Here is a 14,705-nt window from a genome sequence, read left to right as displayed (position 1 = left end):
ATTGAGTATGGATAATAAGCCTGTAGGTAGACCCTGCAAAACATATAGCTTGCGATCTGATGACCAAAGGGATAAGCCTGTTAGAGAAGGGCGCATGAAGGATGGCAAATCAGTAAGGCCATTTAAATCTTTGAGGTTGATGTTAATGCGTCAAAGGCCTGCTGAGGAACCGGTGTATGCTAAAGATCGACGGGAGCTTGTGCATTGTGATAGGCAACTTGCCGGAAAAGTCAGTTCAGAAATACGTGGCAGGATATCCCGGTCAAGAGTTGAGGCAGCGTCGACCAGTGCAAGGTCTCCTATGGGGCGAGCTGAATTCGGGGCTGCAGTGGATGTTATGAGAGGGATCCCAAACCAGTCGGCAAAAGCAAAAGATTGCTTTTCTGCGTTTTTTTTTCCGGTAACCTTCTCCTGCAAGCTCAATGATGTTGAGGAAACACTTCCCCATGAAATGGCACGTAAGATTTGTGATAACGATGCCATCCGGGATTGTGCGGCTTATCTGGCAAATGGGGGAACCGAAAAAGTCAGATTAAGGAAATATGAAGAATCGTATCAGAATGACGTAGGCAGGGTTGATTTAACCATTATTAAAGAAGGTACGCATGGTGCTCAACCACACAAGTTCAACACCAAAAACTATAAGTGCAGTTTGAATCTTGCAGATGAATCTGTCAGTAATCATGAGGTTGAGAGGATGATGGCTTCATATCTTGAGGGGCAGGGTTCTGAGCTGTCGGATTCCTTGAAAATTCTTCTTGGGCAAGGCTTGTTGAATCAGCTATATGCGTACTTCTCTGAAATGGGGTTAAAACTGAGTTGCTCAGGATCTTCAAGCTGCACTCATATTTTGGAACTAAACGACTGGCGGTGTGTTTTGAAATCAACTGTGACTTACAATGAGTATATCAATGCAGATGGTAAGGCAAAAAAACTGAAATTACCTTGTTCTTTTTCTGTGATGATCAGTCTTGGTTCTTTGAGTAAAAGTGGTAATTGGCGCCTGAATGAAGCAAAAATAAATCTGAACTTTCATGGTAAGGTGGCACGGGTGGTAGAGAGACAAATCAAGCCGGCAGCTTCAAGGCGGCTACTCCTGGACATCGAAGAGATAACCGGGAATGCCGGAGGTTTGCTTGCTGCTCGAGCACTGAATGATGGCGGGTTGAGGCGTTGTAACAGCGACGATAGTCTATTATCTACTGTTTCAAAAAAGCCAAAAACCAGAAAAACTTATTTTAAAAAAGGTTTTTTGTTAAAAGATAATAAGGTGTTTTTATGTGATACCACTCTGAGTAAGTATGATGTGCGGTGGCAGTTGAGTAAATTTAACTGGGTGTCTGAATATAATGAAGGTTTAATAATAAGAGGTATCCAGTCTGATGGTAATCATGCTGGCATGGAAGAGATTGTGGTGCGATGCTCAAATTTACTTCGCTGGTATCCTTCAGGAAAAAAACAGTTTTTTGATTTTTGGCTTGAGGGTAATATTGATACACTGAAGAATTATGGTGTTTCTTATTTGAGTGCTCTAAAACAAGCGGTTTTAGCTGAATGCAGGTGTTTATGGAATGCCCAGTTTCAAGAGTATCTTGATAAATATTTAAATTTCAATTATCAGGATTATGCCGGTCAGGTATTTCCAGAATTAAGTTTACAGGCTAATGGGAGTGAATTTTTAGAGATTGCCGTTGCCATTTGTAAAAGTCAGGAAAATACATCAAATGTAGTGGCTTGGGTGAAAGCATTGAATGACATTCGTCAGGAATTAATGGCGGCAAAATCATTGTCCAATAGCTTATGTGCCGAGTATCTTCTCAAACTGGGAAAAGCCAAGGCGGGCAGCTTTTCAATTGTTGCCAGTTATCGAGGGTGTCCCCAATTAAAACACGAGCCAGCTCGTGAACTGGTGCCGTATTTTAACCGATTCTCAACCGGAGGCCAGAAGCTGGTCAGCATTCTTCTTTATGAGAACATGAACAGGCTAAAGGTGTTGTGTAAGGCTTCATGGGTTGGTCATTATTTGACCACTATAGAGGTGCATAATAATCCCCATGAGAATGATGAATTTGTCAATAACTTATCGAGAGATTTAAAGTTATGTATTGAAACAGGTGGGCGACATATGACGATAGTATGATTTGTTGGATCCTATCAGGATTTGATGAAGATGTTGGCGAGTATCCGTATACTTGGCCTTTTATCAGATGCGATTATGTTCAATGCCTGATCCTGCTCTGGATATTTTAAAAAATACATTTGGTTACCCGTCCTTTCGAGGATTCCAGCAAGAGGTAATTAATGAAATCGTTGCTGGCCGTGATGCCCTGGTATTGATGCCTACAGGGGGTGGGAAATCACTCTGTTACCAGATCCCCGCGTTATTAAGAGGTGGTACGGCAGTTGTCGTTTCTCCTTTGATCGCCTTGATGGATGACCAGATTAACAGTCTTCGGGAGCTGGGTATTCGTGCCGACTGTCTGCACTCCGCCATGCTGGGGGAAGACAGGCTTCAGGTTGAGCGGGAACTGCTGATCGGTGATCTGGATTTATTGTATGTAGCGCCGGAAAGATTGCTGACTGAGTCGATGCAGCGGCTACTGGATCAGATTCAGGTGGCTTTGTTTGCCATTGATGAGGCTCACTGTGTCTCTCAGTGGGGGCACGATTTCCGGCCGGAATACCTGCAACTCTCCTGTTTGCAAACACGGTTTCCCGGGGTTCCCAGAATTGCCCTGACAGCGACGGCCGATCAGAGAACCCGGCAGGAAATCCGTGAACGACTGGGGCTTGGAGCTGCCCGGGTATTTATAGATAGCTTTAACCGACCCAATATTTTCTACCGGATCAGCCAGAAGAAGCAGGGTAAACAACAGCTACTGAACTTTCTTAATAAAGAGCATCCCGAAGATTCCGGTATTGTTTATTGCCTTTCCCGTAAGAAAGTGGAGCAGACTGCCCAGTGGTTGACGCAGTCAGGGCGAAAGGCGCTGCCCTACCATGCCGGGCTTTCACCGGAAGAACGGCGGGTAAACCAGCACCGGTTCATTGTCGAAGAAGGGATCATCATTGTCGCGACCATTGCCTTTGGTATGGGGATTGATAAACCGGATGTGCGGTTTGTTGCCCACCTCGACCTGCCAAGAAGTATTGAAGCCTATTACCAGGAGACCGGCCGAGCGGGGCGTGATGGTCTACCCGCGACCGCCTGGATGGTTTATGGCTTACAGGATGTGGTGCTGCTCAAACAGCTTCAGGCCCGTTCCAGTGCCAGTGTGCATATTCAACAGATAGAGCAGCAAAAGCTGGAAGCCATGCTGGCGCTTTGTGAGGTGACCGGATGTCGACGACAGGTGTTGTTGAATTACTTTGATGAGCCTCTGGATAAACCCTGTGGCTATTGTGACTTGTGTCTTGAGCCACCGGAAATATGGGATGGGACCGAAGTTGCCCGCAAGGCGTTGTCCTGTATTTACCGGAGCGGGCAGAGCTTCGGGGTGGCTCATCTTGTGGATATTCTGCTGGGGAAAAGTACCGATAAAATCCGCCGTTTTGGTCATGATCGTCTGAGCACTTTTGGTATTGGCACCGAGCTGGATCAGAGCAGCTGGCGGTCGGTCTATCGCCAGCTGGTGGCCAGAGGGTACGTGAATGTGGATCACGACAGTCACGGTGCCCTTAAACTGAATGAGCGTTGCCGGTCACTGTTAAAAGGTGATGAGCGTATTCAGTTACGCCGTGATCGTTATGAGCCTTCCCGGAGGTATGAGCAGGAATACCGGGAAGTTGGTCGTGTGGTGGTGGAAGCCCATGATCAGCAGTTGTGGGAGGCTTTGCGCCAGTGGCGCCGTACCCATGCTGAAGAACAGAATGTCCCCGCTTATGTCATCGTTAACGACAAGACCCTGATGGAGCTGATAAAGGTGCGTCCTCAATCCCATCTTGAATTGTCGAAAATCACTGGAATAGGTCAGTTTAAGCTGGAGAAATACGGCGATGACTTATTAGCAGTTTTGGGGGGCAGCCAGGGCGTTACCGAGAAATGTTAATGGTCCTTTACAGGCGGTGCACAGATAGACCGTTCCCCGTTGTGAGCGGTTGTGTCGTATGGTGCTCAGGTGAATCGTCTTGCCCTGACAGTGGCATCGATAGAGCCACTGCTTCCGGCTGCTTCTTCCGGTGTCGTACCGGTGACAACGATCGGCGGGAAGTCTGAATACCCTGGTCATGATCCCTTGCCACTCTCTGCCATGAGCCCGGATGTTTCGGCCAAACAGTTCATAGGCCAGCAGGTGTGCCACCTCGTGGGCAACGGTTTGCTGGATAAAGTGCTCACGGTTTTCCTGAAGCAGCACTTTATTAAAGCGCAGTTGATGTTTTTCAATCCACGCCTGACCCGCTGTCTCCCCGGTGAGATCCAGTCGAATATAAGGTTTTTTAAACGGTTGTTGAAAAAAGCTTTCTGCTTCCTGATAAAGCTCAAGAATCCGCTGTTCAATTTGGTGAAGGTCGTTCGACAATGGTCTGTCTGCTCTCTGAGTTTGCCCGCAAATCATAGTGGATTGCTCAGGATTGTGAAATCCGTAAGGCACAAAAAAAGCCGTATAAAACGGCTTAACCCGGATATTTCATAAACATGCTCCCGTTCTCGCTTGTCCTTCGCCGCTCTAAGGGAGCTTTGTTCAGTCGACCGTACTCCCCGGTACGGCGCTCCCTCACAAAATCCCTTAGAGCGACAGAGTCCTGCGCGAGATTCGGGGCAGTTTATGAAATATCCGGGTTAATCTGTAAGGTTGGGACTAATAACTCTGAACATACTCAGGCCCAATGCCCATACCCCAGAAAATAACGGTAGTGATCATAATGGACACCAGAACCACCAGGCCAATACAGAGAACCGAGCTGGCATAGATAAAGCCCTGTTCCTGAGGAATCTTCATGAAAATATGGAGACCGCTGTACAGCAGGTAGGCCGTGGCAGATACCGCCACAGTGCCGGCAATAATAGCCAGCCACAGGGATGGATAGAGACCGCAGATACCAATGAGAAACAGAGGATAGGCGGTATAGCAGGTAAAGGCTGTACAGTCTGCCAGCGACGGGTCGCTGTTGAAGTTACCACTCATCCAGTGGATAAACCAACTCATGACCGCAACGCCACAGACCATCGCCATCCAGGCAAGGATGGACATCCACAGGGCACTCTCAGGTGTGAGTCTTACCACATTGGTGCTGCCGGGAAGGCTCCAGCCAGTCATCGTAGTACCAATGTAAGTGCAGATGGCGGGCAGGGCTGCCAGCCAGATGATTTGGCCAAGGTAGAGCTGGATCAATCCGGGTGGGTTCTTGCGAATGCTGACCCATTCGTTGTCGGGCTCAGTAAGCAAGCCCCAGAAATGGCTTAGGATCATAACAGTGCCTCCATATATTCGGCAGGATATCAGGCCGCTTCTTCCACTGAAGTGGTGGATACTGATACTGACCGGCGCTTAACCTTTGTTATTATTATTGGCTCTCTGCAGAGGTTTTCCATCGCAGAACCGCGTTAAGCCGCTCCTCAAGTGTTGTCATGTTTCGCCCGGTTTGTAAAGAAACTGAACGTTTTTTAGTGGATTTTCTCCCTTTTTTGGCCATCAGCCTTTATCCTGTTGCTGATCAAGATGTTTTACTGAGGTACTCATGCTCAATAAGATTGATAAAATTATGTTGGGTATTTTTCTGGCGTTAATCGTGCTGTCTTTGGGGATTCACTGGCAGGGTAAGTTTGCGTCAGGGCCTGAAATACCGGGGGCGGTTGAAAAGACAGAAGCGTTGCCGGTTGTGACCATACCGGATTTCAGCAGCATGGTTGATGTCAATGCCAAGAAAAGTGCTTTCTTTGGCTTCTTATTGCCGATGGTGCAAGAAGAGAATGATACGATTTTACAAAATCGTCAGCAGATTATGGCGTTATCTTCCCAGTCAGAGCTGACGGAGAACGATCGGTTATGGCTGGCTGATATGGGTAGAAAGTACCGTATAGGTGATGTGTCAGTCTTTGATGAGCTGTTTTTTGCCGAGTTGCTGACGTGTGTCGATATGATCCCTGCTTCTCTTGCCCTGGCTCAGTCGGCTAATGAAACAGCGTGGGGGACTTCACGATTTGCCCGACAGGGTAACAACTTCTTTGGCCAGTGGTGTTTCAGACCGGGGTGCGGAATTGTACCCGGGGCTCGCCCGGAAGGAGAGACCTACGAAGTTCAGAAGTTTAAGGATGTTGCGGCTTCGGTCCGTGCTTATATGCACAACCTGAACACCAATCATCAATACAGGGCTTTGAGGCAGCTGCGGGAGCAGAGAAGAGTCAGCCAGGAGCCAGTCACAGGCGCTGACCTGGTCCATGGTTTGCGGGCATATTCCATCCGGGGTGAAGAATATATTGAAGAACTGCTTTCCATGATCAACAGCAATCAATTGCTGCGGTATGATTTACATAATCAAGGCTAAATATTAAAAGAAGGAATTCCCGTGACCATATCATTCAGCAATTCTGCCTCGCTCCGTTTTTGCTTTGTCAATCTATGGCGAACAGTAAAAACATTGTCCCTTGGTGCCTTGCTACTCATTCTTCCGGGCCTGGTGGTGGCAGCGCCTGCCAGCACCTACTGGGCATTTTGGGACAAAAGCAATCCAGAGTCTTCTGCGGTGATCAATCACCATCTCTGGCAGGAGATACTGGATACCTATCTGGCACTTCGCCCGGGTGGCAATCGTTTTCGATATGGACAGGTCAGTCAGGAAGATCGGGACAAGCTTGATAAATACCTGACGGCTATGGCCTCCCTGGACCCAAGGACATACTCATTAGCGGAGCAGAAAGCGTACTGGATCAACGTTTATAACGCGTTAACGGTTGATCTGGTGCTGGAACACTATCCGGTTACATCCATTACCAAAATTGGCCCGTGGTATCAGTTTGGCCCATGGGATATGGATATCACCCAGGTAGCGGGGCAAAACCTGACGTTGAATGATATTGAACACCGGATTCTCAGACCACTATGGGACGATAGCCGTATTCATTATGCGGTGAATTGTGCCAGCATCGGTTGCCCGGATTTGTCCCCCATGGTGTTTACCGCAGACAATACTGAGCCAATGCTGGATGAACTTGCCAGGCGCTTTATCCGGCAGGAAAAAGGCATGAGCTGGGTGGAAGGCAAGCTGACGCTGTCGCGCATCTATGAATGGTATGAACAGGATTTTGTTGATCAGGAGGGGGTTGTTTTACATCTGCGGCAGTTTGCTTCTCAGGCAGATGCCCGGCGGCTGAAAAAATACACCGGCACCATTCAGTACCAATATGACTGGCGCCTGAATGAGCTGAAGTAGCCTGTTTCTTTGCCGATCAACTTTCTTAATCAGGCGCTTCACCAAAGGATGGCTCTGAAATAACGCTAAAAAAAGGTGCCATGTATGGCCAGATACGTCGTTTCAGCTTTGCTCTTATTGTTCAGTATTGCGGTCCGGGCGGTTCCATCCCCGGATCGCTGGTCATATTGGGATAAGGCTGACCAGAGTAGTGAGCAGGTGGTTGATCACTCGCAATGGCAGAATTTTCTGGATCGCTACGTAATACTCTCTGAATCAACCGGAATGTATATGGTTGAGTATGGGCGTGTTACCAAAACTGAAAAAGAGAGTCTGGATGGTTATCTGAACAGTCTTGCCGGGCTGGACCCCAGAAAGCTGAATCGTACCGAACAGTTGGCTTATTGGATCAACCTTTATAACGCATTAACCGTTGACCTGATTCTTGATTACTATCCGGTCAAGTCCATTACCAAGTTGGGCAAGGGATGGTTCCGTATGGGGCCCTGGCGGGATGAACTTATCATGATTGCTGGTCAGGCTATCTCCCTGCACGATATTGAACATCGAATTCTCCGCCCCATCTGGAACAATCCCCGGATTCACTATGCATTGAACTGTGCCAGCATTGGCTGCCCTGATTTATTGCCTGATGCGTTCCGGGGAAGCAGGATTGATCAACAGCTGGAGGCAGCCGCCCGACGCTTTATTAATCAGAAAAAAGGCGCAACCCTGGTCAATGGTCGCCTGGTGCTGTCCAGTATTTTTGATTGGTATGAAGATGATTTTATTGATAAAGATGGGGTATTGAACGAGATAAAATCATTTGCCAGCGGTGATTTAAAGCATCAATTGGAAAACTACAGAGGACGGATCAGTTACCGCTACAACTGGAAGCTTAATGAGTACAGGCCGTAATAAAATAGCGTTGTTGTTTATATTTTGGCCATTTTATCTTTCCTGTCTTGCTACTGATATTATTGCTCTGCGTCAGACATCTTGCGTTTATTCCATCCCCACACCATGATCGTATTGGTTCATCCCCGGGGTTCTGTTAATTTTGCCGGGTATTACCAGTTATCAAGAGCAAATGTTAATGAGTCAGGAAGTACTGTCTGTTGCCTCAGCAGACAAAGCAGCACCTCTGAAAGTTGCACTGATTGGATATGGCTGGTGGGGCGCTGAAGCCTACACTCCGGCTATTCAACAAGATGGCCGGGCAGAAATTGTTGCCGTTTGTGCCCGCAGTGAAGCCACCCTGGAAAAAGCCCGTAATAGCCTTGGCGATTCTCTCAGGCTGTATACCTGTCTGGAAACCATGCTGGCCGAAGAAACACTGGATGCAGTTTTTCTGGCTGTGCCTGACAAGCTCCATGAGCAGTATCTGCTTCAGGTGATTCAATCCGGGGTGCCGACTTTTTACGAGCCACCGATCTCTCACGAGGCGGCACGTATCCCCATCATGGTGGACAAGCTTCTGAGTGCACCGCAGCTGCTCCATGGCGATACCGAGCTGGTTTATGCTCCGGTGTTTGCAAAAGCATTTGAGTGTGCCCAAAGTGGTCTGCTGGGTGACATACGCCATATCAACCTGCGCCTGAATTCCAGCTGGGGGCCGCTGACAGACAACGGCCTGTCGCTGATGAACAATATTGCCCCCTGGTACATTGATGTTATCTGTCGTGTTGTCAGCCAGCTGCCACTGCGGGTTATGGTGTTTGAGGATCAGGAATATATTCAGACACGCACCCAGAGTCAGAGTCAGGCAGTGCTGGATTTTGGCAAGGTGAGTGCCACCTTCCGGGCCAATATCGCCTCTGCCGCAGCATCCGATGAAACTGTGCTGGAGGTCTATGGCACCGAAGGTGAGCTGACCGCCAGTTATTTCACCGGCGAGTTCCGTGTGCGCGTTAAGGGTGACCAGGACTGGCGCAGTGAACAGATCGATCCAATATTGCCAATTGCTGGCTGGCCCGGCATGCATGAGTCGGTTAAAGACTTCTTTGATGCCTTGCTCAGCGGCGGCCAGACCCGAAATAACCCGGTGCGGATGGCTCAGCTCTGTGCCATTGGTGCCGCTGCCGAGCAGTCACGAAATCATCGCAACTGGGTCGATATCGATTACCCGGAATGCTGATTCCCGGACCCGGGTAAAACAGTCTTGATGCGGGTCGGTTCCCATATGGGAGCCGACTCGTGACCTGCAGGAAATACCTTCAAATAAACGACTGATGTTTATTTTGTGTAATCGCCCCGCCTTTATTAAGCACTCCCCTATATTTAATTTTTTCGGTTGATTAATCGATGGGTTTTGTTTATTTTGACATTTAATTTCGCAAAGCGAAACTAATGGATTGCAAAATGATTAAATAATAAGAACAGATGTTGTCTGGCCACAGGAATCGTTCCAGACCATAGGGTAAACCAATGATTAGAGATCAGGAAACTCTTGACCAGTTGCTGGATAGCATTGCCCGCTTTGTCCAGGGTCGATTGGTGCCTGCTGAGGCTCAGGTAGCCGAACAGGATGAAATTCCCGAAGCGATTATCAGGGAGATGAAAGAGCTGGGTTTATTCGGGTTAACCATACCGGAGGAGTTCGGTGGACTGGGATTAACTATGGAGGAAGAAGCCCTGGTGGCCATGGAATTGGGGCGCACCTCACCGGCTTTTCGTTCACTGATTGGTACCAACAATGGCATTGGTTCCGCAGCCATCGTCTTTGATGGTACTGATGATCAAAAAAAGAAATACCTGCCAAAATATGCCACCGGGGAGTTGATTGGCTCTTTTTGCCTGACCGAGCCGGATGTGGGTTCAGATGCGTCTGCGATCAAAACCACCGCCAGGCTCGAAGGTAATCATTATGTACTCAATGGTACCAAACGATTTATCACCAATGCGCCCCGGGCAGGTACTTTCACGGTGATGGCCCGTACCAATCCTGCCATTAAAGGTGCCCGGGGCATATCAGCCTTTATTGTTGATGCCGGTAGCGAAGGCATTTCCCTGGGTGTTAAAGATAAAAAGATGGGACAGGCCGGTTCCCATACGTCAGATGTCATTTTTGATGATGTCCGCGTTCCCGTAGAGAACCTTATTGGCGGCAAGGAAGGCGAAGGGTTTATTGCTTCCATGAAAGTACTCGACCGTGGTCGTTTGCACATTGCTGCCCTGAGCGTTGGTATTGCCCAACGTCTGATAGACGATGCCCTGCAATATGCCATGGATCGCAGGCAATTCGGCAAACCCATTGCCGAACACCAGATGATTCAAGCCATGCTGGCAGACTGTAAGACCGAAACCTATGCGACCAGATGCATGGTGATGGAGGCTGCCCGACAGCGTGATGAAGGACAGTCAATCAGTACAGAAGTTTCCTGCTGCAAATTGTTTGCTACCGAAATGGTGGGCCGGGTCGCTGATCGGGCTGTACAGATTCATGGCGGCTCGGGGTATATCTCCGAGTACGCTGTTGAACGCTTTTACCGGGATGTGCGCTTGTTCCGTTTGTACGAAGGCACCTCGGAAATCCAACGCATGATTATTGCTCGAAATATGGTTAAAGCCGCGAGCTGAGATCTGCGAACCTTAAATAATAATAAGTAACCGGGACGTTGTTATGAATATTGATTTTTCTCCTGAAGAACTCGCCTTTCAAAAAGAGGTTCAGGCGTTTCTCGCTGATAAATTGCCTGCGGATATCAGTGAAAAAACGCTGAAAGGTACACATCTGACCAAAGAAGACTATGTGTCCTGGCAAAAGATCCTGCACGCCCGGGGATGGGCAGGCGTCAACTGGCCCGTTGAGCACGGCGGCACTGGCTGGACCCCAACCCAAAAGCATATCTGGGCTGAAGAGTGTGCCAAAGCGGGTGCGCCGGATGTCATACCTTTTGGCTTAAAGATGGTGGCACCAATTATCTACACCTTTGGAACTGAAGAGCAAAAGCAACGGTTCCTGCCGGATATTCTGGCGACCAATGTCTGGTGGTGTCAGGGGTATTCCGAGCCTAATGCAGGTTCTGACCTTGCCTCTATGAAAACCACTGCCGTACGTGACGGTGATGACTACGTTGTTAATGGCACCAAAACCTGGACCACCCTTGGCCATTATGCTGACTGGATATTCTGCCTGGTGCGCACCGGCAGCCCTGAGGTAAAAAATCAGGAAGCTATCAGCTTTCTATTGATTGATATGGATCACCCGGGCATCACCGTGTCCCCCATTATCACGCTGGATGGTCACAGGGAAGTGAACGAAGTGCACTTTGATAATGTCAGAGTGCCGGTGGCCAACCGCATTGGGGAAGAGGGTAAGGGTTGGACCTATGCCAAGGTGCTGCTGACCCATGAGCGCACCGGTATCGCCAGGGTGGCCATTTCCAGGCAATGCATGAAGTCTCTGAAGGAGCTTGCCGCATCAACCCCTGACAGCATCACCGGGGCAGGCGGAAATTTACTGACCAACCCGGCCTTTTCCCAAAAGCTGGCCGAGGTGGAAATCGAACTGCTGGCCCTTGAATACACCAATCTCCGTACCCTGGCCGCTGTCAGTACAGGATCTGCGCCTGGTCCGGAATCGTCGATTCTCAAAATCAAAGGCTCCGAAGTGGCCCAGATGATCGATGAACTCTATGTAGAGGTCGCCGGTTATTACAGCATGCCCTTTGTGAAAGAGCAGTTTGTCGATGGGTTTGATGGTGTAGCGGTTGGGCCAGGTACCGCCGCCAATAGTGCTCCCAAATATTTTAATAATCGCAAAGTGTCGATTTATGGGGGCAGCAACGAAATACAGAAAAATATTATTTGCAAAGCGGTACTTGGACTTTGAGCAACGCAGGCATCTGAGGATTGACGTATGAATTTTTCTTATAGCGATGAACAGAAGATGCTGCAGGACAGCGTTGCCAAATTTGTTCAACAGGATTATGACTTTGATCGCCGCCGCCAACTGGTGGATAGCGAAACGGGGTTCAGTAACGATCACTGGCAACTGTTTGCCGAGCTGGGTTGGCTGATGGTTCCTTTTACTGAGGCCGATGGTGGCCTTGGGGGTTCCGCCGTTGATCTTATGATCGTCATGGAGGCGTTTGGTAAAGGCATGGTGGTGGAGCCCTTTCTGGCAAGTGCCATCCTGGGGGGGGGATTAATAGCGGCTACCGGCAACGAGGCCCAGAAGGAGGAGCTGCTGGGTGTGCTGATGCAAGGTCGGCTGCAGTTGGCTTTTGCCTTTGCTGAGCCGCAAAGCCGATACAACCTTGCTGATGTTGCCATGACCGCCACCTCTCAGGATGACAGCTATACCCTCAATGGCCAGAAGTCCGTGGTATTGAATGCCCCGGCTGCTGACTATTTGATCGTGGCGGTACGTACCTCCGGAGCGCAGCTGGACGCTGACGGTATCAGTCTGTTACTGGTTGATAGTCAGACGGCAGGGATTGATATTCGTGGTTATACAACAGTGGATGGACACCGGGCGGCTGAAGTCAGCTTTACTGATGTCAAGGTACCGGCCAGTAACCTGCTGGGCGCTGAAGGTAAAGCACTCCCTGTTATCGAACAGATGATTGACCGGGCGTCACTGGCCTTGTGTGCCGAAGCGGTGGGGGCAATGGAAGTTGCTTATAAAAAAACAGTCGAATATACCCGGACCAGAAAACAGTTCGGTGTTCCCATTGCCCGTTTCCAGGCCCTGCAACACCGTATGGCCGATATGTTTATAGAGTATGAGCAGGCACGCTCCATTCTCATTATGGCCGCCATGCAGCTGGATGCGAATCAGGGTATTGCGCCAAAAGCCGTTTCTGCCGCGAAAAGCCGGGTGGGCAAAGCGGCCCGCTTAATTGGCCAGGAAGCCGTGCAATTACACGGCGGCATTGGTGTCACCGATGAGCTGGATGTTGGTCATCTGTTCAAACGACTGACCACCATCCAGTATTTGTTTGGCAGCACTGACTTCCATACCCGGCGTTTTGCCGCTGCACAATAAATAACGGTCAATGCTCAACTTATACTTATCGGGGGGCTTGGCCGACGGATGTCAGGTTAAAGCCCGCTGATTGAATCTACTCTATTTCTCTATTGGTGAGTCATGTCGTATCAATTTGATTTGGCTACAGGTGTTGAATCTGTGGGGACAAATCGCTGGCAGGCACAGATATCGAAGGACTGGTTCTTTCGCGTTGCGCCAAACGGTGGCTATATGATGTCCATTGTTGCACGGGCCATGGGCAAGGCTTTTTCCCGGGGCGAGTACAATCATTGTGATCCCATTTCCGCCACGGCAACTTTTATTAATCCGGCGGATGCAGGCAGTGCTGAGATTGAAGTAACTACTCACCGACAGGGGAAACGCTTTTCTCAGGGGATAGCGACTTTAACGCAAAACGGTAAGCCCTGTGTGCAACTCATGGCCACTTACGGGAATATCGGGTCCATGGACGGTGCAACCTGCAACGAATTCAGCGCCCCCGTCATGCCCCCGCCAGAGGACTGTGAACTGTTGCCTGCTGATATCATCTCTTTTCGTGAACAAGTGGAAACACGGCTGGTGCCTGATGATTTCCAGTTTTTCCATGACGGGGGAAAAGGGCGGATGGAACATTACGGCTGGCTTCGCTTTGCGGATAATCGACCCGCTGATCTGTTGGCACTGTTGACCTTTGCTGATGCCTTGCCACGGGCATTGGGCATGCGAACGGGAGTTATGGGCTGGTTACCGACCCTGGACCTGACAGTCCAGTGTCTGGCAAAGCCTGCGCCCGGCTATATTGCCACCAAATTCAGCAGCCGTATGTTAGCGAATGGCGTTCTGGAAGAGCAGGGAGAGATGTGGGACAGTACCGGCAAACTGGTGGCTGTATGCCGACAGTCTGCAACCATTCGCGTGCCTGAAGACAAGGTTGTCTTACTGAATTAGATAATCACGTTATACATCGCCTTGGTCCCCCTTGGGAACAAGTCCAACAGAGCTTTGCTGTAATTATTGAAATGGTGTACCAGGAGGCTGACCGAGAATAGACTGCCCTACGCGGCAACTGCTCCTGCGTTGCTCTGGCTCCTGCATCCATGCAGTCGTGCGGTGGCAGCAAATTGGTCTAAAAAATCGGAAATTTTTAGCAAATAGAACCACTATTCACCAAAAATTTCCGACTTTTTATCCTCAATTTTCTGCCATCCTCGCTATGGGGTCGCCTGGGCGGGCACTATTCTCGTTCAGCCTCCAAGCAGAATCACTAGTTTCAGGCGTGGATGGTCGTGTTTTGTCTGCGCCAGAAAACGTCTTATTGCTGCTTTTTCACAATCATTTTTTGTGGAACCATCCTGTCGGCAAATCGCTTCCGGCGCTAAAG

At 49.3% G+C, this 14,705-nt stretch carries 12 protein-coding genes; 10 read left to right on the top strand and 2 right to left on the bottom strand.

Translation table 11 applies throughout. The annotated features are described in order from the left end of the window. Positions 1-7 precede the first annotated feature (7 nt). Positions 8-2,140, top strand: coding sequence for a hypothetical protein (locus J7439_RS16115; RefSeq protein WP_209203002.1), 2,133 nt, complete (start codon positions 8-10; stop codon positions 2,138-2,140). 82 nt (positions 2,141-2,222) lie between these two features. Next, the gene (gene recQ / locus J7439_RS16110) at positions 2,223-4,049 is read left to right on the top strand and encodes a DNA helicase RecQ (RefSeq protein WP_209203001.1); all 1,827 of its coding nucleotides are present in this window, start codon (positions 2,223-2,225) and stop codon (positions 4,047-4,049) included. On the opposite strand, the gene J7439_RS16105 is transcribed toward recQ, so the two are convergent. Together J7439_RS16105 and J7439_RS16100 are read right to left on the bottom strand one after the other, a co-directional pair. After that, entirely contained in the window at positions 4,005-4,520 is a 516-nt protein-coding gene (locus tag J7439_RS16105; protein WP_209203000.1) for a SprT family zinc-dependent metalloprotease, read from the bottom strand. The genes recQ and J7439_RS16105 overlap by 45 nt on opposite strands. A 279-nt stretch (positions 4,521-4,799) precedes the next feature. After that, positions 4,800-5,411 carry a Yip1 family protein gene (locus J7439_RS16100; protein WP_286196849.1) on the bottom strand — a complete coding sequence of 204 codons (612 nt, stop codon included), beginning with the start codon at positions 5,409-5,411 and terminating at the stop codon, positions 4,800-4,802. A 268-nt stretch (positions 5,412-5,679) separates the two neighbouring features. On the opposite strand from J7439_RS16100, the gene J7439_RS16095 reads away from it, so the two are divergent. The 8 genes from J7439_RS16095 to J7439_RS16060 all read left to right on the top strand — a co-directional run bounded on the left by J7439_RS16095 (position 5,680) and on the right by J7439_RS16060 (position 14,272). Further along, complete coding sequence (locus J7439_RS16095; protein WP_209202999.1) at positions 5,680-6,486, top strand: glucosaminidase domain-containing protein; 807 nt, start codon at positions 5,680-5,682, stop codon at positions 6,484-6,486. 21 nt (positions 6,487-6,507) lie between these two features. Continuing rightward, positions 6,508-7,371: a DUF547 domain-containing protein gene (locus J7439_RS27215; RefSeq protein WP_209202998.1), complete on the top strand. Its 864-nt coding sequence runs from the start codon at positions 6,508-6,510 to the stop codon at positions 7,369-7,371. Positions 7,372-7,455: 84 nt separating this feature from the next. Next, on the top strand, positions 7,456-8,268 hold the full coding sequence (locus J7439_RS16085; RefSeq protein ID WP_209202997.1) for a DUF547 domain-containing protein: 813 nt from the start codon (positions 7,456-7,458) through the stop codon (positions 8,266-8,268). A gap of 178 nt (positions 8,269-8,446) precedes the next feature. Next, positions 8,447-9,487: a Gfo/Idh/MocA family protein gene (locus J7439_RS16080; protein ID WP_209202996.1), complete on the top strand. Its 1,041-nt coding sequence runs from the start codon at positions 8,447-8,449 to the stop codon at positions 9,485-9,487. A gap of 290 nt (positions 9,488-9,777) precedes the next feature. Next, entirely contained in the window at positions 9,778-10,929 is a 1,152-nt protein-coding gene (locus tag J7439_RS16075; RefSeq protein ID WP_209202995.1) for an acyl-CoA dehydrogenase family protein, read from the top strand. Positions 10,930-10,972: 43 nt separating this feature from the next. Continuing rightward, positions 10,973-12,184 (top strand): acyl-CoA dehydrogenase family protein, encoded by a 1,212-nt coding sequence (locus J7439_RS16070; protein WP_209202994.1) that lies wholly within the window; start codon positions 10,973-10,975, stop codon positions 12,182-12,184. Positions 12,185-12,211: 27 nt separating this feature from the next. Beyond that, positions 12,212-13,342 (top strand): acyl-CoA dehydrogenase family protein, encoded by a 1,131-nt coding sequence (locus tag J7439_RS16065; RefSeq protein ID WP_209202993.1) that lies wholly within the window; start codon positions 12,212-12,214, stop codon positions 13,340-13,342. A gap of 141 nt (positions 13,343-13,483) precedes the next feature. Next, complete coding sequence (locus J7439_RS16060) at positions 13,484-14,272, top strand: thioesterase family protein (RefSeq protein WP_209202992.1); 789 nt, start codon at positions 13,484-13,486, stop codon at positions 14,270-14,272. Positions 14,273-14,705: the final 433 nt, after the last annotated feature.

The organism is Salinisphaera sp. G21_0, from assembly GCF_017744115.1.
In the GTDB taxonomy this organism is placed as follows: Bacteria; Pseudomonadota; Gammaproteobacteria; order Pseudomonadales; family Endozoicomonadaceae; genus Endozoicomonas.
This window is presented reverse-complemented; position numbering and strand designations above follow the sequence as displayed.

What these genes read in the sequence shown, in the direction of transcription:
- J7439_RS16070 (WP_209202994.1), top strand. Translation starts at nt 10,973, where the DNA reads ATGAATATTGATTTTTCTCCTGAAGAACTCGCCTTTCAAAAAGAGGTT.
- J7439_RS16095 (WP_209202999.1), top strand. Translation starts at nt 5,680, where the DNA reads ATGCTCAATAAGATTGATAAAATTATGTTGGGTATTTTTCTGGCGTTA.
- J7439_RS16085 (WP_209202997.1), top strand. Translation starts at nt 7,456, where the DNA reads ATGGCCAGATACGTCGTTTCAGCTTTGCTCTTATTGTTCAGTATTGCG.
- J7439_RS16075 (WP_209202995.1), top strand. Translation starts at nt 9,778, where the DNA reads ATGATTAGAGATCAGGAAACTCTTGACCAGTTGCTGGATAGCATTGCC.
- J7439_RS16100 (WP_286196849.1), bottom strand. Translation starts at nt 5,411, where the DNA reads ATGATCCTAAGCCATTTCTGGGGCTTGCTTACTGAGCCCGACAACGAA.
- J7439_RS16080 (WP_209202996.1), top strand. Translation starts at nt 8,447, where the DNA reads ATGAGTCAGGAAGTACTGTCTGTTGCCTCAGCAGACAAAGCAGCACCT.
- recQ (WP_209203001.1), top strand. Translation starts at nt 2,223, where the DNA reads ATGCCTGATCCTGCTCTGGATATTTTAAAAAATACATTTGGTTACCCG.
- J7439_RS16065 (WP_209202993.1), top strand. Translation starts at nt 12,212, where the DNA reads ATGAATTTTTCTTATAGCGATGAACAGAAGATGCTGCAGGACAGCGTT.
- J7439_RS16115 (WP_209203002.1), top strand. Translation starts at nt 8, where the DNA reads ATGGATAATAAGCCTGTAGGTAGACCCTGCAAAACATATAGCTTGCGA.